Annotated in this window: 20 protein-coding genes; 4 read left to right on the top strand and 16 right to left on the bottom strand. The window is 72.3% G+C overall.

The window, feature by feature from the left end; genetic code table 11:
- Positions 1-15 precede the first annotated feature (15 nt).
- From KUV85_RS00535 to KUV85_RS00520, 4 genes are all read right to left on the bottom strand, one after another.
- Entirely contained in the window at positions 16-651 is a 636-nt protein-coding gene (locus KUV85_RS00535) for a MazG nucleotide pyrophosphohydrolase domain-containing protein (protein ID WP_219961273.1), read from the bottom strand.
- Positions 648-1,313 carry a hypothetical protein gene (locus tag KUV85_RS00530; protein ID WP_219961272.1) on the bottom strand — a complete coding sequence of 222 codons (666 nt, stop codon included), beginning with the start codon at positions 1,311-1,313 and terminating at the stop codon, positions 648-650. Before KUV85_RS00530 ends, KUV85_RS00535 begins: the two co-directional genes overlap by 4 nt.
- An 18-nt stretch (positions 1,314-1,331) precedes the next feature.
- On the bottom strand, positions 1,332-4,889 hold the full coding sequence (gene mfd, locus KUV85_RS00525; protein ID WP_219961271.1) for a transcription-repair coupling factor: 3,558 nt from the start codon (positions 4,887-4,889) through the stop codon (positions 1,332-1,334).
- Positions 4,890-4,955: 66 nt separating this feature from the next.
- Positions 4,956-5,855: a LysR family transcriptional regulator gene (locus KUV85_RS00520; RefSeq protein WP_219961270.1), complete on the bottom strand. Its 900-nt coding sequence runs from the start codon at positions 5,853-5,855 to the stop codon at positions 4,956-4,958.
- 71 nt (positions 5,856-5,926) lie between these two features.
- Here KUV85_RS00520 and KUV85_RS00515 point away from each other — a divergent pair, with 71 nt between their 5' ends.
- The gene (locus KUV85_RS00515) at positions 5,927-6,889 is read left to right on the top strand and encodes an EamA family transporter (protein ID WP_219961269.1); all 963 of its coding nucleotides are present in this window, start codon (positions 5,927-5,929) and stop codon (positions 6,887-6,889) included.
- Here the strand turns inward: KUV85_RS00515 and KUV85_RS00510 are convergent.
- The 5 genes from KUV85_RS00510 to KUV85_RS00490 all read right to left on the bottom strand — a co-directional run bounded on the left by KUV85_RS00510 (position 6,820) and on the right by KUV85_RS00490 (position 11,885).
- Positions 6,820-8,082 carry an ABC transporter permease gene (locus KUV85_RS00510; RefSeq protein ID WP_219961268.1) on the bottom strand — a complete coding sequence of 421 codons (1,263 nt, stop codon included), beginning with the start codon at positions 8,080-8,082 and terminating at the stop codon, positions 6,820-6,822. The two genes, KUV85_RS00515 and KUV85_RS00510, sit on opposite strands and share 70 nt — an antisense overlap.
- Positions 8,079-8,960, bottom strand: a complete 882-nt coding sequence (locus KUV85_RS00505; RefSeq protein ID WP_219961267.1) for an ABC transporter ATP-binding protein — start codon at positions 8,958-8,960, stop codon at positions 8,079-8,081. Before KUV85_RS00505 ends, KUV85_RS00510 begins: the two co-directional genes overlap by 4 nt.
- Positions 8,961-9,015: 55 nt before the next feature.
- Positions 9,016-9,675, bottom strand: coding sequence for a response regulator (locus KUV85_RS00500; protein WP_219961266.1), 660 nt, complete (start codon positions 9,673-9,675; stop codon positions 9,016-9,018).
- A complete protein-coding gene (locus tag KUV85_RS00495) occupies positions 9,672-11,048 on the bottom strand; it encodes a sensor histidine kinase (protein ID WP_219961265.1) in 1,377 nt (458 codons plus the stop codon). Before KUV85_RS00495 ends, KUV85_RS00500 begins: the two co-directional genes overlap by 4 nt.
- A 63-nt stretch (positions 11,049-11,111) precedes the next feature.
- Positions 11,112-11,885 (bottom strand): isoprenyl transferase, encoded by a 774-nt coding sequence (locus KUV85_RS00490; protein WP_273543995.1) that lies wholly within the window; start codon positions 11,883-11,885, stop codon positions 11,112-11,114.
- Positions 11,886-12,001: 116 nt separating this feature from the next.
- On the opposite strand from KUV85_RS00490, the gene KUV85_RS00485 reads away from it, so the two are divergent.
- Complete coding sequence (locus tag KUV85_RS00485) at positions 12,002-13,030, top strand: AIM24 family protein (protein ID WP_219962827.1); 1,029 nt, start codon at positions 12,002-12,004, stop codon at positions 13,028-13,030.
- A gap of 72 nt (positions 13,031-13,102) precedes the next feature.
- On the opposite strand, the gene KUV85_RS00480 is transcribed toward KUV85_RS00485, so the two are convergent.
- The 4 genes from KUV85_RS00480 to KUV85_RS00465 are packed head-to-tail and all read right to left on the bottom strand — an operon-like array spanning position 13,103 to position 17,151.
- The gene (locus KUV85_RS00480; protein WP_219961264.1) at positions 13,103-14,161 is read right to left on the bottom strand and encodes an iron-siderophore ABC transporter substrate-binding protein; all 1,059 of its coding nucleotides are present in this window, start codon (positions 14,159-14,161) and stop codon (positions 13,103-13,105) included.
- A gap of 49 nt (positions 14,162-14,210) precedes the next feature.
- Positions 14,211-15,011 carry an ABC transporter ATP-binding protein gene (locus tag KUV85_RS00475; RefSeq protein WP_219961263.1) on the bottom strand — a complete coding sequence of 267 codons (801 nt, stop codon included), beginning with the start codon at positions 15,009-15,011 and terminating at the stop codon, positions 14,211-14,213.
- A complete protein-coding gene (locus tag KUV85_RS00470) occupies positions 15,011-16,087 on the bottom strand; it encodes a FecCD family ABC transporter permease (RefSeq protein WP_219961262.1) in 1,077 nt (358 codons plus the stop codon). Before KUV85_RS00470 ends, KUV85_RS00475 begins: the two co-directional genes overlap by 1 nt.
- On the bottom strand, positions 16,084-17,151 hold the full coding sequence (locus KUV85_RS00465; protein WP_219961261.1) for a FecCD family ABC transporter permease: 1,068 nt from the start codon (positions 17,149-17,151) through the stop codon (positions 16,084-16,086). The genes KUV85_RS00470 and KUV85_RS00465 overlap by 4 nt, the downstream gene beginning before the upstream one ends.
- A 110-nt stretch (positions 17,152-17,261) precedes the next feature.
- Between KUV85_RS00465 and trhA the strand changes: the two genes are divergently transcribed.
- A complete protein-coding gene (gene trhA, locus KUV85_RS00460; RefSeq protein WP_219961260.1) occupies positions 17,262-17,990 on the top strand; it encodes a PAQR family membrane homeostasis protein TrhA in 729 nt (242 codons plus the stop codon).
- A 9-nt stretch (positions 17,991-17,999) separates the two neighbouring features.
- Here the strand turns inward: trhA and KUV85_RS00455 are convergent, their stop codons facing one another.
- Both KUV85_RS00455 and KUV85_RS00450 read right to left on the bottom strand, forming a co-directional pair.
- Positions 18,000-18,869 carry a DUF1353 domain-containing protein gene (locus KUV85_RS00455; RefSeq protein WP_219961259.1) on the bottom strand — a complete coding sequence of 290 codons (870 nt, stop codon included), beginning with the start codon at positions 18,867-18,869 and terminating at the stop codon, positions 18,000-18,002.
- Position 18,870: 1 nt separating this feature from the next.
- Positions 18,871-20,931: a thioredoxin domain-containing protein gene (locus KUV85_RS00450; protein ID WP_219961258.1), complete on the bottom strand. Its 2,061-nt coding sequence runs from the start codon at positions 20,929-20,931 to the stop codon at positions 18,871-18,873.
- 112 nt (positions 20,932-21,043) lie between these two features.
- Here KUV85_RS00450 and KUV85_RS00445 point away from each other — a divergent pair, with 112 nt between their 5' ends.
- Positions 21,044-22,453 (top strand): site-specific integrase, encoded by a 1,410-nt coding sequence (locus KUV85_RS00445; protein WP_219961257.1) that lies wholly within the window; start codon positions 21,044-21,046, stop codon positions 22,451-22,453.
- Between the two features lie 42 nt (positions 22,454-22,495).
- On the opposite strand, the gene KUV85_RS00440 is transcribed toward KUV85_RS00445, so the two are convergent.
- Entirely contained in the window at positions 22,496-23,761 is a 1,266-nt protein-coding gene (locus KUV85_RS00440) for a DUF6414 family protein (protein ID WP_219961256.1), read from the bottom strand.
- Between the last annotated feature and the right edge of the window lie 65 nt (positions 23,762-23,826).

The raw sequence follows: 23,826 nt of genomic DNA, 5'->3' as shown, positions 1-23,826 counted from the left end.
GGGACCCGCGTCGCGTCAGAGGCGACGGCGTACGGCGTCGCGCAGCGCCTGCTCGGGATCGGTGCCGGCGTGGCGGGCCTCGGCCACCAGCGCGAGCAGGCGTTCGCCGAGGTCGTCGCCACCGTCCACGGCGGCGTCGCGTCCGGCACGGTCGAGCCGGTCGAGCACCTTGTCGGCGTAGAGCAGGGCCGGGAGGGTGGGCGGCAATCCTTTCGTGATCGGGTCCCCCGCCCCGGGGGCCTCGGTGCGCTCGGTGGCCTTGGCCCGCTCCCAGAGGTCGTTGACCGCGGCCGCGTCCAGCGGGGCACCGTCCTCGGAGGCGGTCGCGCCGGCCGCGAACACGTGGGGGTTGCGGCGGCGCATCTTCGCGGTGATGCCGGCGGCGACCTCGTCGAGGTCGAAGCGGCCGGCCTCCTCGGCGATCACGGCGTGGAAGACGACCTGCAGCAGCAGGTCACCGAGCTCCTCGCGGAGGTGGTCCCAGTCGCCGCTGGCCTCGCCGGCGTCGATCGCCTCGACGGCCTCGTGCGTCTCCTCCAGCAGGTAGCGCGTCAGCGACCGGTGGGTCTGCGCCGCCTTCCAGGGACACTCCGCCCGCAGCCGTCGCATGACCTCGAGGAACTCCTCGACGGCCATGCCGTCCGCGGTCATCCCGCCACGCCGGCCTCGGGCCGCGCGCCACACAGCTGTGCCTCGGGCAGCGAGGCGAGGTAGTCCGGGCTCAGCTCCTGGCCGCGGGTGGCCTCGACGCCGACGGGGGTCGAGAGGTCGCCGGCGCCAGTGATGGCGCCGTCCTCGACGGTGATGCCGAAGCGCGGGTTGACCGTCACGTCGATGCCGGCCTCGGTCGAGCGCCGGGCGAGCTCACCGAGACCGCTCTGGGCCGCCGCCTGGGGGTCGGCCTCGTCCGGGTCGCCGATCTCCTGGAGCACCGCGCGGAGGCGGGCGTCGGCGTCGAGGAACTCCGCGAGCTCGCGCTGCTCGTCCTCGGTCATCTCGGCCCAGCCCGGCACCTGGTCGGTGTCGACGGGGTCCTCGACCGAACCGGCGAGGCCGAGCTCGTCGGCGATCGCGGCCTGGGTCAGCGCCCCGAGCACGTCGCCCTGCATCTGGCTGCGGGGGCGCGTGTAGCGGGCGTCGCCGGTGGCGGCGTTGGACGTGCACAACGCGTCGGTCAGCACGTCGACGTCCTCGAGGGTGATGGTCTGGTCCGCCACCTCGGCGGCGACGCCGCCCGTCTGCGGTACGCCGTCACTGCTGCAGGCGCTCAGCGCGAGGCCGAGTGCGAGCACCCCGGCTGCCGGCCACTTCACCGAAGACACGATCGCGGATCACTCCTTGGGGTCGATGATGGCGTCGATCACACCACGGGCCCATTCAAGCAGGGCGATGCCCTCCAGCGGACGCCCCACCTTGCCCGGCGTGGGCGGACGCGGCACCAGCACGGTCTCGGTCTGCGGCTTGGCGAGCGCCTTGGGGTGGAGCCGCTGGAGCCGGACGGTGCGGGAGTCGGGCAGCACGACCGGCGCGAAGCGCACGTTCTTGCCGACGGTGCTGATCTCCTTCAGCCCCGCCTGCCGGGCCCGGGCACGGAACCGGGCGACCAGCAGCAGCGCGGCGACCGGCTCGGGCTGCTCGCCGTAGCGGTCGGTCATCTCCTCGCTGAGCTGGTCGACGTCGGCGTCCTCGCGGACCTCAGAGAGCCGCTTGTACATCTCCAGCCGCAGGCGCTCGCTGGGCACGTAGTCGTGCGGCAGGTGGGCGTCGACCGGGAGCTCGACGCGGACCTCCTCCAGCTGCTCCGGTGCGTCGTCGCGGAAGTCCCGCACGGCCTCGCCGACGAGGCGGACGTAGAGGTCGAAGCCGACGTCGGCGATGTGGCCCGACTGCTCCCCGCCCAGCAGGTTGCCGGCGCCGCGGATCTCCAGGTCCTTCATCGCGATCGCCATGCCACCGCCGAGGTCGGAGTGCTGCGCCAGCGTGGCCAGCCGCTCGTGCGCGGTCTCGGTGAGCGGCTTCTCCGGCGGGTAGAGGAAATAGGCGTAGGCGCGCTCGCGGGAGCGGCCGACCCGCCCACGCAGCTGGTGCAGCTGCGAGAGCCCGAGGGTGTCGGCCCGCTCGATGACCATGGTGTTGGCGTTGGAGACGTCCAGGCCCGACTCGACGATGGTGGTGCACACCAGCACGTCGAAGCGCTTCTCCCAGAAGTCGACCATCACCTGCTCGAGCTGGGCCTCCCCCATCTGGCCGTGCGCGGTCGCGACGCGGGCCTCGGGCATGAGCTCGCGCAGCCGCGCCGCGGCCTTCTCGATGGAGCTGACGCGGTTGTGGATGTAGAAGACCTGGCCGTCGCGCAGCAGCTCGCGGCGGCAGGCGGCGACGACCTGGCGGTCCTCGTAGGCGCCGACGTAGGTCAGCACCGGGTGCCGCTCCTCGGGCGGCGTGGTGATGGTCGACATCTCCCGGATACCGGTGATGGCCATCTCCAGCGTCCGCGGGATCGGCGTCGCGCTCATCGCGAGCACGTCCACCGAGGTGCGCAGGCGCTTCATCTGCTCCTTGTGCTCGACACCGAAGCGCTGCTCCTCGTCGACGATGATCAGGCCGAGGTCCTTGAACCGGGTCTCGGGGTTGAGCAGCCGGTGCGTGCCGACGACGAGGTCGACACTGCCGTCGGTGAGCCCCGCGAGCACGGCCTGCGCCTCGGACTCGGTCTGGAAGCGGCTGAGCCCCTTGATGGTGACGGGGAAGCCGGCCATCCGCTCGGTGAAGGTCGCCAGGTGCTGGCCGACCAGCAGCGTGGTCGGGACCAGCACGGCCACCTGCTTGCCCTCCTGGATGGCCTTGAACGCCGCCCGCACCGCGATCTCGGTCTTGCCGTAGCCGACGTCGCCGCACACCAGTCGGTCCATGGGGACGACGCGCTGCATGTCGCGCTTGACCTCGTCGACGGTCGTCAGTTGGTCGGGGGTCTCGTGGAAGGGGAAGGCGTCCTCGAGCTCGTGCTGCCACGGGCTGTCGGGGCCGAAGGCGTGGCCGCGGGTGGCCTGTCGGGCGGCGTAGAGCTTGATCAGCTCGGCGGCGATCTCCCGGACGGCCTTGCGGGCGCGGTTCTTGCGCTTGGTCCAGTCGCCGCCGCCCAGGCGGTCCAGGCTCGGCTGCTCGCCGCCGACGTAGCGGGTGATCTGGTCCAGGGTGTCGGCGGGCACCATCAGCCGGTCCGCCGGCTGCCCGCGCTTGGAGGCGCCGTACTCGATGACGAGGTACTCGCGGGTGGCTCCCTGCACCTCGCGTTGGCGCATCTCCACGAAGCGGCCGACGCCGTGCTGCTCGTGGACGACGTAGTCGCCGGCCTTGAGCTCCAGCGGGTCGATCTGCTTCTTGCGGCGGGTGGGCATGGCGCCCTTGTCGCGGGTCGCGGCCTTCTGACCCAGCACGTCCTCGCCGGTGAGGATCGCCAGCCGGCGGCCCTCGTCGACCAGGCCGTGGGTGAGGGTGCCCTGCACGACGGTGACGACGTCCGGTCCGGGCACCGTGCCGGCCGGGAGGTCCTCGACGAGCCGGGCGGGGACGTCGCGCTCCCCCAGCGCCTCGACCATGCGCTCCGCCGGGCCGTGGCCGGGGTGGACCACCGCGACGGTCCAGCCCTCCGCGCGCCACTTGGCGATCTCGCCGAAGGCCCGCTCGACGTCACCGCGGTAGTTGGGCGCCGGCGTGAAGCCGGTGCTGGGATCCGTGGCGTCCGCCGCGGCGTCGAGGGAGGGCTCTGCCTCCGCGGCGTCGCCGGCCAGCCCGAACGGGCTGAGCGTCCACCACGACTGACCGCGGTCCAGCGCGTGGGTGCGGACGTCGGCGAGCGTGCGGTACGACGCCGCCTGCAGGTCGATCGGTGCGTCGCCGCCGCTGGCCGCGGCCGCCCACGAGGCACCGAGGAACTCCTCGCTGGTGGCGACGAGGTCGTGGGCACGGGCGCGGGCGCGCTCGGGGTCGAGGACGACGACCTGGGTGTCCGGGGGCATCAGGTCCACCAGCAGCTCGAGCTCGTCGACCAGCGCCGGGATGAGGGCCTCCATGCCCTCGACGGCGATGCCCTCGGCGAGCTTGTCGGTGATCTCGACCAGCTCGGGGTGGGCCCGTCCCAGCTCCGCGGCCCGCCGGCGTACGTCGTCGGTGAGCAGCAGCTCCCGGCACGGCGGTGCCCAAACGCGGTCCAGCGCGTCGATGGTGCGCTGGTCGGCCACGGCGAAGGACCGGATCTCCTCGACGTCGTCGCCGAAGAACTCCACGCGCAGCGGGTGCTCCTCGGTCGGCGGGAAGACGTCGACGATGCCGCCACGGACGGCGAACTCGCCACGGCGCTCCACCAGGTCGACGCGGGTGTACGCCGCGTCGAGCAGGCCGGCCACGACGTCGTCGAGGTCCACCGAGTCGCCCACGGCGAGCTCGACCGGCGTGAGGTCACCCAGGCCCTTCACCTGCGGCTGCAGCAGCGATCGCACTGGTGCGACCACGACCGACAGCGGGCCGGTCGAGCCCGTCGAGGGCCCGGGGTGGCACAGGCGCCGCAGCACCGCCAGGCGACGGCCGACAGTGTCGCTGCGCGGGCTGAGCCGCTCGTGCGGCAGGGTCTCCCAGCTCGGGTAGTAGCCGACGGTGGCGGGGTCCACCTGGTCCTCGAGCTCGGCGAGGAGCTGCTCGGCCTCACGGGTCGTGGCGGTGACGGCGAGCACCGGGCGCCCCGCACGGGCCAGGCCGGCGGCGACGAACGGCCGCAGCGACTCGGGACCGGTGAGCTCGCGGGCGGTCACGGCGCCGCCGGCGGCCTCGGTCAGGGCAGCGGACAGGTCCGGGTCGGCGAGGACGGCGTCGGCGAGGCCGGCAAGGGTCACGGGTCACCTTCAGGGGCAGCATGAGAACCCCCGGTCGAGCGCGACAGGGGGCCGAACACGGCCAGATTACCCGGCGCCGACGACACCGCCGACCCGGACGAGCGCGTCGAGCACCCGACGTACGACCAGTCGCTCGGCCCGGTCGGGGCGCGCCGTCGCGTAGACGTGTCGCCCGGTCGCGATGCCGGCCAACGGCCGCAGTGCGACACCGCCCTCGTGGGAGGGCGTGGTGAAGCGCGGGAGCACCGCCACGCAGTCGCCGGACGCGACCAGTGCCTCGACCAGTCGGTTGTCCCGGATGCGCTGTCGGACCGTCACGGCACGACCGGTCACCTCCTCGACGGCAAGCCGGACGGTGTCGAAGGGGAACCCGACCGGCACCCCGATCCACTCCTCCTCGACGACGTCCTCGGGACGGACCGTCGTGCGCCCCGCGAGTCGGTGGCGGGGCGCCATCGCGATGTCGAGGGGCTCGCGGGCCAGCTCGACGGTGACCAGCCCGGCCTCCTTCCCGGGTGGCCGGAGCAGCGTGTGCGCGACGACCAGGTCGTGGTCCGCGACGAGGTCGGGGTAGGACGACTCGGCGAGGTCGACGTCGGTCACCGCCAGTTCGATCGGCAGGCCGGCGAGCTCGCGCAGGACACCCGGCAGCAGGAAGGCCGCAGCGCTCGGGAGCGCGGCCACGGTGACGGTGCCGACCGGTTCGCCGCGGAACTCCTCCCACCGTGCCTCCGCACGTGCCAGCGCATGGGCGACGTCCCGGCCCGCCGCGGCGAGCACGCGCCCGGCGTCGGTCAGCCGTACGCCGCGCCCCACCGGCTCGACCAGGGCGAGGCCGAGCGTTCGCTCCGCGCCCTTGAGCTGCTGGGACACCGCCGAGGGCGTGCGGTGGGTCGCCGCGGCCACGGCGGTGATGCTGCCACGGTCGGCGAGCTCGCGGAGAAGGTCGAGGTGACGCACGTCCATGTAGATACGCTACAGAAACACTTGAGCACTTTTCGCTTGTCCTTGATTGTCTGGCGACCCACCATCGAGGCGTGCCCACTCCTCACCGCATGCTTGCCGCCGTCGTCGCCGTCTGTTGGGGCCTGAACTTCATCGCCATCGACGCCTCGCTCGACCACTTCCCGCCGTTCTTCCTCGCCGCCCTGCGGTTCGCCGTGATCGCCGTCCCGACCGTGCTCCTGGTGCCCCGACCGGCGGTGGCGACGCGGTGGCTGGTCGGCTACGGGCTGGGGTTCGGGACGTTCCAGTTCCTCTTCCTGTACTGGGGCATGACCGCGGGCATGCCGACCGGCCTGGCCTCCCTGGTCCTGCAGGCCTCCGCGCCGTTCACGGTGCTCCTGGGCACCGTCCTGCTGCGGACACCGCTCACCTCGCGGGCTGCCGGTGGGGTCGGCCTCGCCTGCGCGGGACTCGCGACCGTCGGGTGGCAACGGGCCGCCGGTCCGGCGGACCTGGTCCCCTTCCTGCTCGTGCTCGCGGGCGGGCTCGCCTGGGCGTTCGGCAACCTGTGCACGGCGCAGGCCCGGCCGCCGAACCCGTGGCACCTCGCGCTGTGGATGTCGGTGGTCCCGCCGGTGCCGCTGCTGGCCCTCGCGCTCACCGTCGAGGGACCGGCGCGGATCGGATCGGCGCTGACCACCTGGGAGGCCGGCACCACGCTGCCGGCCGTGGTGGGCCTTGCCTACACCGCACTCGTGGCGACCGTTCTCGGCTCCGGGCTGTGGTCCTGGCTCATGGCGCGTCATCCCGCGTCGGCGGTGGCGCCGTTCTCGATGCTGGTCCCCGTGGTCGGCATGAGCTCGGCGTGGCTCCTGCTCGGCGAGCGTGTGGCACCCGGCGAGTTCGCCGGTGCGGTCGCCGTGGTCAGCGGCGTGCTCATCGCGACTGCCCACCGCCGTCCCCGGGAGGACTCACGCGTCGCCGGTCACCCCTCCAGCCGCCAGGCCTGGCGCAGCGAGAGCTTGCCCCCGGTCTGCAGCAGGGCACGCCGATAGATCCGCTCCCCGACCAGCACCAGCGCACCGGCCGCAGCGACCAGCAGCGCCAGCGCGGCGACGGGCTCCCACCAGGCCGCGGTGCCCTCGACGAGGCGCTGCGGCATGACGATCGCCGACACCGGCGGCACGTAGGAGGCCAGGGTGGCCCAGCGACCGTCGAGGAAGGCGGAGCCGAGGAACATCACCACCAGCAGGATGGTCAGCGGCGCCGAGGTCGACTGCAGGTCCTCGATCCGGCTCGCGAGGGCACCGGCCACGGCCCACAGGCAGGCGAGGGCGAGGAACCCGACCACGAAGAAGACGAGGAACCAGCCGACCTCGCCGGAGAACGCCGGCACCAGGTCGGCGTACTCGGTGAAGGACAGGCCCACCATCGCGACGGCGACGTAGAGCACCATCTGCCCGAACGCCAGCGCCGTGTTGCCCAGGACCTTGCCCGCGAGGAGCTGGCGCAGCGGCACGGCGGCCGCGATCATCTCCACGATGCGCGACTGCTTCTCCTCCACGATGCTCTGCGCGATCGTCATCCCGAACATGATCGAGGCGACGTAGAACAAGAAGGCGAAGGCGAAGCCGAGGAGGCCTCGGAACTCCGACTCGGCCGCGTCCCCGGAGACCTGGGCGGTGGCGAGGTCCGCGCCCGCGGTGAGCTCGTCCAGCGAGGTGCCCGCAGCGTCGGCGTTGGCGGCCATCGCCGACTCCCGGACGACCTCGGCGAGCAGCTGCTCCAGGGACCGGTCGGCGACGTCCTTGGTCACCAGCTCCCAGGAGCCGTCACCGGTGCGGTGGAGCCAGCCGTCGACGTCGTCGTCGGCGACGAGGTCCCGCGCACCGTCGCCGGAGACCTCGCGGACCTCGAGCACCACGTCCTCGTCGCGCTCCGCGGCGAGGGCGTCGGCGGACTCGACGAGGGCGACCGCGGCGGGGTCGCTCACGGCGACCTCGTGGGAGGTGGTCCGGCTCTCCAGCACCACCTGGAGGGCGATGAGCCCGATGATGAGGCCGAGCATCACCACCGAGCCGATCAGGAAGGACTTGTCGCTGAGCTTGGCGAAGATCTCGCGCCGGGCGACCACGGCCCAGAGGCCGCCCTCGCCACCGCGCTCGCCAGCGGGGTCCTCGGCCGGCGCGGTGCCGGCGATGCCCTCGGTGCCGTGGAGGTCGTCGGTGGTGTCGGTCGGGTGGTTCATGCCGTGACCTCTCGATAGATCTCGCTGAGTCTCGGGACGACGCGGCTGAAGTCGCGCACCTGTCCGCGGTGGGTCGCCTCGGTCAGCACCTGCTGCTCGGCGCCGGGCCGGAGCACCTCGATCAGTGCGGTCGGGCCGTCGACGTCGGCGACGTGGATGCCCTCGGCACCTCGCAGCCAGCCGGTGTCGCGGTCGAGCTCGACGCGGTAGCGGACCGGAGCGCCGGCGCGGAGCTCCTCGCCCGTGCCGGCCGCCGCGACCCGGCCGCCGGACATCACCACGAGGCGGTCGCAGATGCGGTCGACCAGGTCGAGCTGGTGGGAGGAGAAGACGACGGGTACGCCGCCGCGGGCCTGCTCGCGCAGCAGGTCGGCCATTGCGTCGATCGCGGTCGGGTCCAGTCCCGAGAAGGGCTCGTCGAGGATCAGCGCCCGAGGCCGGGGCACGAGTGCGGCGATGATCTGGACCCGCTGCTGGTTGCCGAGCGAGAGCTTCTCCAGGTGCTCCTTGCCGCGGTCGGCCAGGCCGAAGCGGTCGAGCAGGGCCTGCACCTCGGTGCGCGCGGCCGCTGCCGGCATGCCGCGCAGCTGCGCCAGGTACACCAGCTGGTCCAGGATCGGCTGCTTCGGGTAGAGGCCGCGCTCCTCGGGCATGTAGCCGAAGCGACGACGGTCGGCGCGGGTCAGGGGGCGTCCGTCCCAGCGCACCTCGCCACCGTGCGGCGCGAGCACGCCCATGACCATCCGCATGGTGGTGGTCTTGCCGGCGCCGTTGCCGCCGACGAAGCCGGTCAGGCCTCCTGCGGGGACGTCGAAGGTGACGTGGTCGACGGCGACCAGGTCTCCGAATCGTCGGGTGAGTTCGCGTACCTCGAGCATGCGACTCACGCTAGGCGGGTCACGGCCCGCCCGGATCCGCCGCGCGGCGGAGATCTCACTCCGCCGCGGGGACGAGCCGGTGCCGGTGCGCCCACACGACCGCCTGCACCCGGTCGCGCAGGTGGAGCTTGGCCAGGCAGCTCGAGACGTGGGTCTTGACCGTCGCCGGGCCGAGGTGGAGCCGGGCGGCGATCTCGGAGTTGCTCAGCCCCTCCCCCACCAGGACGAGCACCTCCCGCTCGCGCTCGGTGAGGCCGGCGCGCTCCAGGGCGTCGGTCGCGGGCGGCTCGGCGGCCCGCTCGGCCGTCATCCGCTCGATGACGCGCAGCGTCACCTCCGGGGCGAGGAGTGCGTGCCCGTCGGCGGCGCGGCGTACGGCGGCGACGAGGGCCTGGGGGTCGGCGTTCTTGAGCAGGAAGCCGGTGGCGCCGGCCTCGAGCGCGGCGAAGAGGTAGTCGTCGCGGTCGAAGGTGGTCAGCATGATCACCCGGGCCAGACCCTCGGCGACGATGCGGCGGGTGGCCTCGATGCCGTCGGTGCCGGGCATCTGCACGTCCATCAGCACGATGTCGGGACGGTGGGCGGCGGCCTGTGCCACGGCGTCGGCGCCGTCGACGGCCTCCCCGACCACCTCGATGTCGTCCTCCACCGACAGGATCAGGCGGAAGCCGGAGCGCACCAGGTGCTGGTCGTCGGCCAGCAGCACACGAGTCATGCCTGCACCGCCCGGGATGCGGTGTCCCGGCCGGCGTCGGCGGAGGTCAGCGGCAACCGCACCCGGACCCGGAACCCACCGACGGCGCGGGGCCCGATCTCGACCTCGCCCCGGACCGCAGCGACGCGCTCGCGGACACCGAGCAGGCCGAGTCCCGAGCCGGTCGAGCCGACCCGCGGGCGGCCGTTGTCGGTGACCTCGACCTCGGCGTACGGCGACCGGCCCGCACGCACGATCCGGAGCACCACCGTGGCGTGGTCGGCGGTCGAGTGGCGTCGCACGTTGGTCAGCGCCTCCTGCACCGTGCGGTGCACGGCGTTGCCCAGGGCGGCCGGGAGCCGCTCGAGGTCCTCGGGGGTGTCGGCCACCACGTCGTAGTCGACCGTGAGCCCGTGGTCGTTGCTGGCGGCGATCAGCGCGGCGACGTCGCGCAACGTCGGCTCGGGTGCGCGCGACTCGTCCGGACCGTCGCCGCCCGTGCGGGACGGGTCGCGCAACGTGCCGACCAGGCTGCGCATCTGGTCGACCGCCTCCCGCGAGGACGCCTCGACGTGGCCGAGCGCCTCGGCGACGGCGGCCTCGTCGCGGCCGAGGACACGGCGGCCGGCCGCCGCCTGGATCCCGATCACCGACACGTGGTGGGCCACGACGTCGTGCAGCTCGCGGGCGATCCGGAGCCGCTCCTCCACCACCGCGTGCCGCTGCAGCTGGTCGGACTGCTCGGCGATGGTGGCGGCCTGGTCGGCCAGGTCGGCACGCTGCCGGGCACTGCGCCAGGCGACCTGGCCGCCGATCACCGCGCCGCCGAAGTAGAGCAGGTTGACCAGCGAGGTGATGAGGACACCGGCCGTCACCGGCCCCAGCGGGCCGGGACGCTCACCGTCGAGGTCGGCGTTGGCGCGGAAGTCGTCGACCCAGGTGCCCAGCGCGAACATCCAGGCGAGCCACGCGAACATGAACAGCACGATGGCGCCGACGACGACGGCGACGTGGCGGCGGCTCCGCGCCCAGGCCACGCCGGAGAAGATCGCGACGAAGTAGACGATCTGCAACGACAGCTGCGCCATCACCTCCGGCATCCACAGGCCGATGACGAACATGTGGGCCGAGGCGAGCAGCGCCACGACCAGCGGCCAGCGGCGGCGCAGGACCAGCAGCGCGGCACCGGAGGCCACCGCCAGCCACTGCACCCACCGCGGCTCGTCCACCTCCGTCAGGCCCCCGACGCTGCGGACGAGCTCGAGCATCACCATCGCGACGACGAACATCGCACCACCGACGACCCAGTCGCGCGGTGCCACCCCGCCCCGGCGCTCCCAGTCGTCGTCCAGCGCGAAGAAGCCGCTCAGCCGCTGGGGGATCGTCGTGTCCACGGCCCCACCGTAGGCGGAGAGCGGACGGCGCGGATCCCCCGCGCGACGGAGGCACCCGCGCCCTCAGGTGCCGAAGCGGCGTTCGCGGTGGGCGTAGGCGCGGATGGCGCGGAGGAAGTCCACGCGCCGGAACTCGGGCCAGTAGGCCTCGCAGAAGTAGAACTCCGACTTCGCGCTCTGCCACAGCAGGAACCCGCCGAGGCGCTGCTCGCCGGAGGTGCGGATGACCAGGTCCGGGTCGGGCTGTCCCTTGGTGTAGAGGTGCTCGGCGATGTGCTCGACGTCGATGAGCTGGGCCAGCTCCTCCAGGGTGGTGCCCTTCTCCGCGTGCTCGGTGAGCAGCGAGCGGACGGCGTCGGCGATCTCGCGCCGGCCGCCGTACCCGACGGCGACGTTGACCAGGAGTCCGTCGACCTCCTCGGTGCGGGCGGCCGCGAGCTTGAGCCGCTCGGCCGTCGCGGCCGGGAGGAGGTCGAGCGCACCGACCAGGTGCAGTCGCCAGCGCCCCGCGTCGGCGAGCGAGTCGACGACGTCGGCGATGATCTCCAGCAGCGGCTCGAGCTCGTGGAGGGACCGGTTGACGTTGTCGGTGGAGAGCAGCCACAGCGTGACCACCTCGATGCCGATCTCCTCGCACCAGCCCAGGAAGGGTTCGATGTTCGCCGCACCGGCGCGGTGGCCGTGGGCGGTGTCGCGGCCCACGGCGCGGGCCCACCGGCGGTTGCCGTCGAGCATCACGCCGACGTGTTGCGGGAGGTTGTCGGGCAGCCGACGCACCATCCGGGCCTCGTAGGCCGGATAGAGCACCCGCCGCAGTCCGCGCTTCCAGTCCGCCACGGGCCCAAGGTTAGGACACCGGGTGCGCGAGGTGCTTCCGCGGCGTTGGGTGAGCCTGACACGATGAGCCCGGCACCCATCCGGAAGGCCCTAGACACCCAGAGAGGTAGTTCCCGATGATCCCAGCCGACTGGCACCCGGACCCGACCGGCAAGCACGAGCTGCGCTACTGGGACGGCAACCAGTGGACCGAGCACGTCGCCGACGCAGGCGTCCAGGCGACCGACCCGCTCGACGCCCCCGGCCCGGACACCGGTGCTGCCCAGGAGGTCTCCTACGGGCACGACCCGCACGGCGGCGATCCGGCGTACGCCGCGAGGTACGGCGGGGAGCAGGTGGCCGAGGACACCGCGACCGCTCCGGTCGCCGAGGACACCGCGACCGCGCACGAGGCGACCGAGACGCCGGTGGCCGAGGCGGCTGCTGCGGCCGCGCCGGTCACGGCCGGGCACCAGCCGACGGCGAGTGCGGGCGGCATCTCCGGGGACCTGATCGACGGTCGCTACGGGGAGACGACCAGCTCGGCCCCGGGTCCGATGCTGCAGAACGACAAGATGCTGCGCGTCCGCCTCGCCGAGCCGTTCATGGCGCGCCAGGGCGCGATGGTCGCCTACCAGGGGCCGGTCACGTTCAACTACCAGGGCGGCGGTGCCGGGAAGTTCCTGAAGAAGGCGTTCACCGGTGAGGGCCTGTCGCTGATGCGGGTCGAGGGACAGGGCGACGCGTTCCTGGCCGACACGCAGAAGCGGGTCCACATCCTGCGGCTCGCCAACTCCGGCATCTCGATCAACGGCGACAACGTGCTGGCGTTCTCGGCCTCGCTGGACTGGAACATCGAGCGGGTCAAGGGCGGCAGCATGGCCGCCGGCGGCCTGTTCAACACCACGCTGCGCGGCACCGGGTGGGTGGCCATCACCACCGAGGGCGACCCGGTGGTGCTCGACGCGGGTGAGGCGCCGACCTTCGCCGACGCCCAGGCGCTGGTGGCGTGGTCGATCGAGCTGCAGACCTCGATCAAGTCCACGATGACCGCGGGCTCGCTGGTGGGTCGCGGCTCGGGCGAGGCCTTCCAGGTCGCGTTCAACGGCCGCGGCTTCGTCATCGTGCAGCCGTCCGAGGGCGGCGTACCCCCGCACACCCACTGAGGCTCGTCCCGCACGCACTCGGCGCCCGCTCCCCTCGGGGGCGGGCGCCGGTGCGTGCGGCGGGTGACCCGGTCAGGACAGGTCCGCCACCGCACCCTCGAGCTGCTCGATCAGGTGGGGCAGGCCCCACTGGAGCGAGAGTGCGTTCGGCGGGCTGACCGAGGAGACGTAGGACTGGCCCACGACCTGGGCGACGGTGCCCTCCTGGACCTGCTCCATGGACTGGTACGGCGCGGAGCCCTCCAGTGTCTGCTGGTTCTCCTCGGAGTCCATGTAGGTCAGCAGCACGTCGGAGGTGAGCTGGTCGGCCTTCTCGAAGGAGAACCCGATGAAGAACGCACCCTCCTCACCGGTCTCGGCGAACTCCTCCACGCTCGGCGCGGTCGTGAAGCCGAGGTCCTCCAGGAACGCGGCCCGCGGGTCGGCCGGGGTGTAGGTGTAGAACTGCGTCGTGTCGCCGGCCAACGTGGCGATGCTGACGCCCTCGAACTCGGGGTGTGCCTCGGCCTGCTCGGCCAGGTCCCCGTCGATCTCGGTGACCAGCTCCTCGGCCTGGTCGGCCTTGCCCAGCGCCTCGCCGGTGATGCGGATGACGTCGCGCCACGGCGTGGACCACGGCACCTCGGGGTAGGCGACGGTCGGGGCGATCTTGGCCAGCTTCTCGTACTGCTCCTCGGTGATGCCGGAGTACGGCGCGAGGATCAGGTCCGGGGTCTCGGCGAGGATCTCCTCGTACGCCGGGTCGCCGGCGTTGGTCGAGGGCAGCAGGGTCGGGGTGTCGGCGTCCTGGGCGGTCAGCTCCTCCTCGACCCAGGGCAGGACGCCCTCCTCGTTGCCGCCGTACTCCTGGATCTCGATGGCGCTGGGGATGGTGCCCAGGGCCATCGCGGCCTCGGAGGATCCCCAGCCCAGGGTCACGACCGAGGTGGGCTCCTCGCTGATGGTCGTCTCGCCGAAGGCGTGCTCGAGGGTGACCTCGCTGAACTCGCCGCCACCGTCGGCGGCGGTGTCGTCGCCGCCACCGGAGTCGCTGCCGCAGGCGGCGAAGGCCAGCAGTGCGGTGCTCAGGATGGTTGCGGTTCCGACGCGCGTGGCACGGCGTCGGTAGGTGCGGGCAGTGGACACCGGCATCCCCATTCTCGTCGATTCGTCGCCGGAGCGACCTTTGGTAAGCCTAACCTTAATACACGCGGGACGGTGGGCCGCATCGTGGGACGACCATCGGCCCCGCGGTCACCGGATCGGGCGCCACGACGGCATCCAGGCCGAAGGCATCGCGCACGGTGGCCTCGGTCAGCACCTCCCCCGGCGCGCCCTCGGCGTGGATGCGTCCGTTGGTCATCACGACCATGTGGTCGGCGTACCGCGCCGCGAGGTTGAGTTCGTGCAGCACCATCACCACGGTCGTGCCGCGCTCGCCGTTGACCTCGCGCAGCAGGTCCAGGATCTCGACCTGGTGGGCCACGTCGAGGTACGTCGTCGGCTCGTCGAGCAGCAGGACCTCCGGCTGCTGGGCGAGCACCATCGCGATCCACACGCGCTGGCGCTGCCCGCCGGAGAGCTCGTCGATGCGACGCTCGGCGAGGTCACTGATGCCGGTCCGGGTCATCGCGTCGGCCACGATCGCGTCGTCCTCGCCGACCCAGCGACTGAACATGCCCTGGTGCGGATAGCGACCCCGGGAGACGAGGTCGGCGACGGTGATGCCCTCCGGCGCGATCGGCTGCTGCGGCAGCAGGCCCACGTGTCGCGCGACGGCGGCGTGGCTCATCCGGTGCAGCTCCTGCTCGCCCAGCAGGACCCGGCCGGCACGGGGACGCAGCAGGCGGGAGAGCCCGCGGAGCAGCGTGGACTTGCCGCAGCCGTTGGCACCGACGATGGCCGTCACGCGTCCGGTGGGGACGGCGAGGGTCAGGTCGTGCACGACGTCGTGCCGGTCGTAGCCGAGCACGAGGTTCTCCGCGGTCAGTGAGGTGGTCATCAGCCCCTCCGGGCTCGCTGGGACAGGGACAGCACCCAGATCAGGTACGGCCCGCCGATGAGGCCGGTGATCACGCCGACGGGCACCTGGGCGTCGTCGAGTGCGTTCTGGGCCACCAGGTCGGCGACGACGGCGATGGTCGCCCCGACCAGCGCGCTGTGCCACAGCGCCACCCGGCCGTCGCCGACCAGGCGCCGGGCGATCGGCGCGGCAGTGAGCGCGATGAAGGGCACCGGGCCCGCGGCGGCGGTGGCCACGGCGGCGAGCAGCACGCCGACGCCGATGGCCACGATCCGGATGCGGACCGCGGCGACCCCGAGCGCCGACGCGACGTCGTCACCCATCTCGAGCATGCCCAGCCGGGAGGCGAGCCACAGGGCGGCCGGCACGAGCACGACCAGCGCGATCGCCGTCCGGGCGATGACGTCGTAGTCGGCCGACCCGACGCTGCCGGCCATCCAGGCGATGGCCGCCTGGGCGTCGCGGACCTCGGTGCGGGTCAGCAGGTACCCGATGGCGCTGGTGCACGCGAAGGCGAGCGCGATCCCGCACAGCACGAAGCGCTGGCCGGTGAGCCCGCCCCGCCACGCGACGAGGAAGTTGAGCGCGGCGACGGTGAGGGCGCCGACGAAGGCCAGCGCCTGGACGGCGATGCCCGAGGTCAGGCCGAGCGCCAGCGTGCCGGTGACGGCACCGACGGTCGCGCCCTGGGAGATGCCGATGATGTCGGGGCTGGCGAGCGGGTTGCGCAGCACGCTCTGGAACAGGGCCCCGGACAGGCCGAAGCCGATCCCGATCAACGCCGCCAGCAGGATGCGCGGCAGCCGGAACTCCAGCAGCACCAGGCGCGAGACCTCCTCGCCGCCGCCGAGCGCGACCGCCAGCACCTCCCCCGGCTCGAGGGTGATCTCGCCGAAGTTGAGCGCGACGACCACCGACCCGACGGTGACGGCGAACAGCAGCACGGCCACCACCAGGCGGCGCGTACGGCGCCGCCGCTCGGTACGCCGGATGCCGTCCAGCGCCGCGGCGTGGCGGTCGGTGCCGACCTCGTCGCCGGCCAGGGTGGCGGTCACAGTCCCCCACCTCCCTTGCGACGGATGAGCACGATCAGCACCGGCGCGCCGACCGCGGCAGCGACCAGCCCGGCCTCGAGCTCGCTCGGCTGCACCACCAGCCGGCCCAGCACGTCGGCGGCGAGCAGCACGACCGGCCCGAGGAGCGCGGAGATCGGCAGCATCCGGCGGTGGTCCAGGCCGACCATGGCTCGCGCGGCGTGGGGCACCATCAGCCCGACGAAGGCGATCGGCCCGACGAGGCTGGTCGCCGCGCCGGCCAGGAGCACCGCGGCGACCAGGGTGAGGGCGCGGCCGCGGCCGACGTGCTGCCCCAGGCCCCGCGCCATGTCCTCCCCCAGCGCCATGGCGTTGAGGAAACGTGCGGCGCCGGCGGCGAGCAGCAGCCCGACCACGATGAAGGGCAGCACCGTCACCAGGGTGTCGGGGGGTCGGTTGACCAGCGCACCGACCTGCCAGAAGCGGTACGCCGCCGTCACCTGGAAGTCGGTGAGGAGGACCATGGTGATGACCGAGGTGGACGAGGCGGTGACCGCGGCCCCGATGAGGGCGAGCTTGACCGGCGTCGCACCGTCGCGCCCGACCGAGGCGGCGCCGTACACCACGGCGGCGGCGGCCGCGGCGCCGGCGAAGGCGAACCAGACGAAGCCGGCGGGCTGGCCGATGCCGAACACGGCGATGGCCACGATGACCGCCAGGGAGGCACCGGCGTTGATGCCCAGCAGTCCGGGATCGGCGATCGGGTTGCGGGTCAGGCCCTGCAGCAAGGCGCCCGACACCCCGAGCGCGGCGCCGGCGGCGAGCCCGATCAGCGTGCGGACCAGGCGCTGGTCGCGCACGACCGAGTGCAGGGGGTTGCCCTCCTCCGGCGCGACGAGCGCACGGACCACGGTGCCGAACCCGATGTCGCGCACCCCCCAGGCCAGGCTGGCGACCGACACTGCGACGAGGGCGGCGAGCAGCACGACCGCGACCAGGCCGACGCGTCCCAGCGAGGCGCCGAAGGAGCGGCCCGCACGCGGCGCTGCCCGCTCGACCTCGGGGGCCGGTCGCGTGGTGGTCATGGGGTCCTCTGCAACAGGTCGACTTACTTAGGGTTGCCTATCCTCGCATGCGATCCGCGGGAAGGGACAACCGCCGTCCGCACGGGGCCGCCCCCGGTAGGCTCCGGGGCATGAACCAGGCGCTGCAGCACGCGAACGAGGCCGTGCGGGCGAAGGTCGGTCACCTCCACGACCGCTACGAGGAGGTCAAGCCCAAGCTGCGCGGCTGGCTGCACCTGGGCACCACGCCACTGGTGCTCGCCGCCGGCATCGTGCTCATCGCCCTCTCCCCGACCGCGACGACCCGCATCGGCTCCACGCTGTACGCCGTCTCGGCGATGCTGCTCTTCGGGGTCTCCGCGATCTACCACCGCGGCACGTGGTCACCGCGGGTCTGGTTGTTCCTCAAGCGCTTCGACCACTCCAACATCTTCCTGCTGATCGCCGGGTCCTACACGCCCTTCAGCCTGATCCTGCTGGACGGCTGGGAGCGCATCACGCTGCTCTCGGTCGTGTGGGGCGGCGCCCTGAGCGGCATTGCACTGAAGGTGCTGTGGCCCCACCACCCGCGGGGCCTGTCCGCACCGATCTACATCGCGCTCGGCTGGGCGGCGGTGTTCTTCATCCCGCAGTTCCTCGACGGCGCCCTGGCCCTCGGCGTCGGCATCGGCGTCGCCGTGTTCGTGCTGATCTGCGTCGGCGGCGCGCTCTACACCTTCGGCGGCCTGGTCTACGGCCTGAAGTGGCCCGACCCCTCCCCGCGGTGGTTCGGCTTCCACGAGGTGTTCCACTCCTTCACGATCCTCGCGTTCGCCGCGCACTACGTCGGCGTCTCGCTCGCGACGTACTCGCTGCGCTGAGCGGCTCGTTCAGGTCCAGAAGAGGGCGACCACGAGCACCGCGGCCGCGGCCACCACGACACCCGCGGTGACCACCAGCGCCAGCGGGCGGCGTACGGCGAGCCACTCCGCGGCGCGGTAGGCCACCAGCAGCAGCGCGAGCACGACCGTCACGTGGAGCAGCAGCGCCAGCGCCACGCCCGTGACCGCACCCGCGACCGCGAAGCGGCCCCACGCCAGGCACAGCAGGAGCGGGACCACGACGGCACCGGCGGCGCCCCCGGCGAGCTCGACCCACCAGGCCGCCTCCCCCATCCACGGCAGCGCCACACCGCGGTCGAACAGGTCGAGCGTCGCCAGGACGCCGAGCACGGCCACCACCAGCAGCGAGCCCACCATCGCGAGGCGGTAGCGCCAGTGGCGGGCGGGCGTCCAGGTCGCCGAGCCGCCCCAGATGGTGGCCAGGGTCACCGCGGACCAGACCAGCCAGCGCCGCACCACGCGGGTGCCGGAGTCGCGCATCGCGGACCGGAAGACCCGGTCGGCGCCCACCCGGTCGATGACGTGGCCCTCGACCGACACGTAGTGGGGCGGCGAGCCCGGGGCGTCGTGGACCAGGCCGTCGTGGACCAGGGCTGCGGGCAGGTGTCGACCCGACCGCGGGACGAGCCAGGTGAACAGCGTCGGCACCGAGGCGAGGTCGGTGCGGAAGGTGTCGAGGTCGTCCGGCACCACGATCTCGCCGTACTCCTCGTCGCGGTAGGCCAGCCGACGCAGCATCCGGAACCGCTCCACACCGGCGTCGAGCTCGCGTTGCAGCACGATCCGCGGCTCGCTGCCGGGGCCGTCCTCGGCGTCGTGGAACCGATCGGGCTGCTCCGGCTGCGGGCGCAGGTCCACCTCAGCGCCCTCCCGCTCCCGGCAGGTCGGCCGGGTCGGTGACGGGCCGCTCGCACACGAAGCCGCGGCAGACGTACGCCGCCGGCTCGCCCGCGACCGCCGTCCGGCCGCGGAGCAGGGGGACGTCCTCGTTGCCCTCCTCGGCCACCACGACCGCGGCGCCGGGGATCCGGCGGGCACCGCGGGCGAGCGCATCGCGGGCGGCGCCGGCGGGGCCGACCACGGCCACCTCGAGCGGCCCGTCGACCATGGTCACGGCGGCCGCGAGCGACCAGCCGGCGAAGCGCGGGGCGCGCTCGGCCAGGCGGCCGATGCTCGCCAGCGCCTCCTCCGCCGCCTGGCGGTAGCGCCCCTCGCCGGTCAGCGCGTGGGCGGTCAACAGCGCGTGGATCATGCTGCTGGTGCCGCTGGGCGAGGCGTTGTCGCCGGGGTCGCGCGGCCGGCTGATGAGGCGCTCGGCATCGGCATGGGTGTCGTGGAACCCGCCGTCGTCGGCGCGGAAGCCGTCGAGCGCACGGTCGAGCAGGTCCGTGGCCCGGTGCAGCCACCGCGGGTCGCCCGTCGCCTGCACCAGGGACAGGAAGCCGCCGGCCACGCAGCCGTGGTCCTCCAGCACGCCCGCGTGGGCGCCGACGACGCCGTCGCGGGAGACCCGGCGCAGCGCCGTCCCGTTGGTCGAGCCGCCCCCGTCGGTCGAGCCGGCCCCGTTGGTCGAGCCGCCCCCGTTGGTCGAGCCTGTCGAGACCAGGTGCACCTCGACCAACAACTCCCCGGCGGCGACCGCGGCGTCGACGTACGCCGGCTCCTCCAGCAGCAGCCCGGCGTCGACCAGGCCGCTGATGGCGAGTCCGTTCCAGGCGGCGACGACCTTGTCGTCGCGCGCGGGACGGGTGCGCTCGGCGCGGGCGGCGAGCAGGCGGGCACGCACGTCGGCCAGCCGCTGCGTGTCCTCGGGCGGGTGCCGCAGCTGGAGCGTGGAGCTGCCGTGCTCGAAGGTGCCGGCGTCGGTGACGTCGAAGACGTCGGCTGCCCAGGCACCGTCCTCCTCGCCGAGCACGTCGCGCAGCTGCTGCGGGGTCCACACGTAGAAGGTGCCCTCGGCGCCGTCGCTGTCGGCGTCCAGCGCGGAGGCGAAGCCGCCCTCGGGCGTGGCCAGCTCGCGCAGCAGGAAGTCGGCGGTCTCCCGCGCGACCGTGTCGCCCAGGTCGCCGCGGGTGCGGCTGAGCCGGGCGTAGAGCCCGAGCAGCTGGGCGTTGTCGTAGAGCATCTTCTCGAAATGCGGCACGACCCAGCCGCGGTCGACGGAGTAGCGGGCGAAGCCGCCTCCGAGCTGGTCGTAGAGGCCACCCCGGGCCATCGCGGCCACGGTGCGGTCGAGCATGTGGCGTGCCCGACTCTCGGTGGTCGAGCCTGTCGAGACCCGCCGCAGGAACTCCAGCACCATGCTCGGCGGGAACTTCGGCGCGGACCCGAAGCCGCCGGCCATCGGGTCGAACTCGTCGGCGAGCGTCGCCACCGCGCCCTCGATGACCTCGGCCGTGACCGGGCTCGCCGGGAAGGCACCGACCGAGTCCAGGTGCTCGCGCACCTGGGCCGCGGCGCGGCGTACGTCCTCGCCACGGTCGGTCCACGCCTCGGTGAGGGCGCTCAGGACCTGACCGAAGGCGGGCTGCCCGTGCCGCGGCTGGTCCGGGAAGTAGGTGCCGGCGAAGAAGGGCGCACCGTCGTGGTCGAGCACGACGGTCATCGGCCAGCCGCCCTGCCCGGTCATCGCGGTGGTGGCGTTCATGTAGACCGCGTCGACGTCGGGCCGCTCCTCGCGGTCGACCTTGACGTTGACGAAGTGCTCGTTCATGTACGTCGCCGTGCCCGGGTCCTCGAAGGACTCGTGGGCCATCACGTGGCACCAGTGGCAGGAGGCGTACCCGACGGAGAGCAGGATGGGTACGTCGCGTCGCCGCGCCTCGGCGAACGCGTCGGCGCCCCACTCACACCAGTCCACGGGATTCTGAGCGTGCTGGAGCAGGTACGGGCTCGTCGCCGAGGCGAGTCGGTTGGCCATCAGGGCAGTGCTCCGATCCAGTGATGCTTGTATCAATATGGGCCCGATGATACAAACAGTTGATACGAACTCTCTCGTAGCTCCTCGTCGCCAGCGTAGGAGGTCGGTCGCGATGGCAGCAGCCCGTAGGAAGTCGACCCTGCTTGCGCAGGGCAAGGAGCGCCGCCTCGACGGCACCGGCTGGCCGTGGCGTGTCCGCCTCTACGCTCCCCCGCCGGGCGGCACGAGCTACCAGGTGAAGTTCAAGGCCCCCGCCGGTGAAGGTGAGCCTTGGAAGCCAGTTCTGCGTCGGGCCAACACCGAGGCCGAGGCGAGGAAGATCTTCGCCCAGGCGGAGGAGGCACTCGACCACGAGCAGGCAGCGCCGGCCAGCGCGAAGGTGCGAGCGACCCGCACCATCGAAGCGCTCGCGGCGGAGTACATCGCCGACAGCAAGCGCCGGGGCAAGGCGCCCCGCACGATCCAGGGTCGCGAGTCCCGGGTGAATGCGCATATCATTCCGGCGATCGGCCACGTGCCCGTCGCGAAGTGGCGAGTCGAGCACAGCCAGCAGGTGCTCGATCGAGCCTCCAAGACGGTGCATTCCGCCCGAGGGCGCGAGGACGTGCGCGGCGTCCTGGCGGCGATGCGCAAGCTGGCGTGGCGCCTGGAGTGGCTGGATCGCCGGTTCGACCCGCTCGACGGTCTTGAGATCGGGCGGTCGGCCGTGTTCCAGGGGACGACGACCCAGTACGTCGACCCGCGTCTCCGACCAGAGACCCGCCAGGTGAAGGCCATAGCCGACGCCGCGGACAAGTTGTGCGGGCCGGAGGGCACGGACCCGCTACTGACCCGGCTGCCGCTCTTCGACACCAAGATCCGCGTCGCCGGCTTCGGCGGACTCCGGCTCGGCGAGCAGAACGGCCTCCGAGCGATCGACGTCTTCTTCGAGCACGGCTACGTGCAGGTCAACGGCAGCTGGATCACGCCGCGCCATTCACCGGGCTTCCGCGGCCCTGTGAAGAATCACGTCATCCACGAGGTCCCCCTCCCCCGCTCGGTGATGCAGGACGAGCTGCTCCCCCGGGTGAAGGACCTGCTCGGGCTCCCCGCCAACGCAACGCTGCAACGCGTATTGAACGCCCAGGAGGAGGAGCGTCAACGTCGCGCCCATCTTGCCGCGCGCGAACCAGACAAGACCGTCGCCTGGTGGAACTATCCAATCGCACCCGAGGACGAGCAATGGGTCTTCGTCGACACCGTCACCGGCCTCCCGGTGAAGCCCGAGCTCCACAACGAGCGCTGGCACCGCATCCGCAGGTGGGTTGACGACAACGACCCCGACAACGCCTGGCCCAAGACAATCGTCTACCGCAACCTCCGCCACCACGCCGCGACCAAGTGGTTCCACGAGGAGCTCGGGGAGTCCTGGGAGGTTGTCGCCCAGTACCTCGGCGACAAGCTCACCACAATCCTGAACCGTTACGTCCGTACCGGCGAAGACGCCCTCCGCGACTCGGTTGCGAAGCTCACAAAGCGTTGACGCCTTGCGGAAGCAGGAGGGGACGGCGAGAACATCGTCTCATCACCAGTAGATGGCCACGACCTCGACGTCAATCAGCTTCGCCGCGTCGGCGTTCGCCCGGCCACCCGGCGAGTCGTCGTGTGTGCTTGTCGCAGTCGCACCATCGGCACCACCTGGCATGACAGGGAGGCCAGCGTGCTCTCTGGCGTTCCGACGGGCATCAAGGTCCTGCGCAGGCGTGGGCGCGAGCCCAGGGTTGCGTTCAACGAGGAGGTCCCGAACCTCAGCAAATGCCTGCCGCTGAGCGGTGGGCGATGCCTCGTTGGAGACTCGCGCTGCGATCTCTATGAGCTCGACGGTCTCTGCGGAATGGATAGCATCATTGGCCGCCGGGGCAATCTCGTCGGCGTAGATTGCGAGAGCCCGCAGGAGGGCGAGGTGTACCTGCCCAGCAGGAAGACCGGGCAGCCCGGACGTGCCGGCCTTGCTCAGTGCGTCGATCTGCTGGACCAAAGTTGGCGCGACGTCGCCGAACAGATGGGCGACCTTGACCGGGGTCCAGGTTTCGTGGAGACCAGGCCGCGCAACGCGGCACAGGAGTTTGAACTGGGCCGACGAGAAGAGCACTCGCCGGATGTCCTTCCAGTAGCCGATGTGTTCCGTAACACCGACGACTTCGAGCGGACGGACTGGAACCCCGTGCTCGGCGGCCGCACGGGAACGGACCACATAGTCCTGCCCGCTCATTGTTGCCACCGAGTAATTGCAGGCCCTCGCCCTGATGGGAATCAGCCCCGCTAGTAGACGATCAAGGACCTTCTTCACCGGCTCGATCTCGTCGAGCATGGCAAGCCCAGAGGGGCCCGCCATTTGCGGATACTCGGCGGCCATTGCGGAAAACTCCGACACCATCGTCCCGAGCTTGAACACGGGGTCAACTTCGAGCACGACCTCCAGCTCGATCAGCTGTCCCCGCAGCAGGCCATCCCCTCGCCACCCGCGGAGGGCACCATCCTGGGACGAGCCGTCGCATGCGAGAACCACAGGGCCGGTCGCATCGTCGTGTAGCGACATCGGCAGGCACGCATCGTCGCGGAGCTCGTTGAACAAGGTCTGGACCACCGCCTTGCGTAAGCTCTCGACCGAACTGGAGTTCGCGGTTTGATAGCGGGTCGCGCTCTCAGCCTTGGCAGCCACTGCATCCACCGAGGCCTTCGCCGAGACTTCGGCTTGCTCGGAGACGGACCTGCCGCTCGTTACATGCTCCGGAATCGTGTCTCGCTGAGACACGAGCAGGCTCGTGAGGCTGACCTCGTCCAGGTACACAAACTCGCGAAGTGGGCGGCCCTTTTCGACGACCTTCCGTGCGCGCTTCGCGCGCCATCGATCAC

Origin of the sequence: Nocardioides panacisoli (assembly GCF_019448235.1) — a bacterium.
GTDB lineage: Bacteria > Actinomycetota > Actinomycetes > Propionibacteriales > Nocardioidaceae > Nocardioides > Nocardioides panacisoli_A.
The sequence above is the reverse complement of the archived record's forward strand: the minus strand, read 5'-3'. Positions and strand labels throughout refer to the sequence as shown.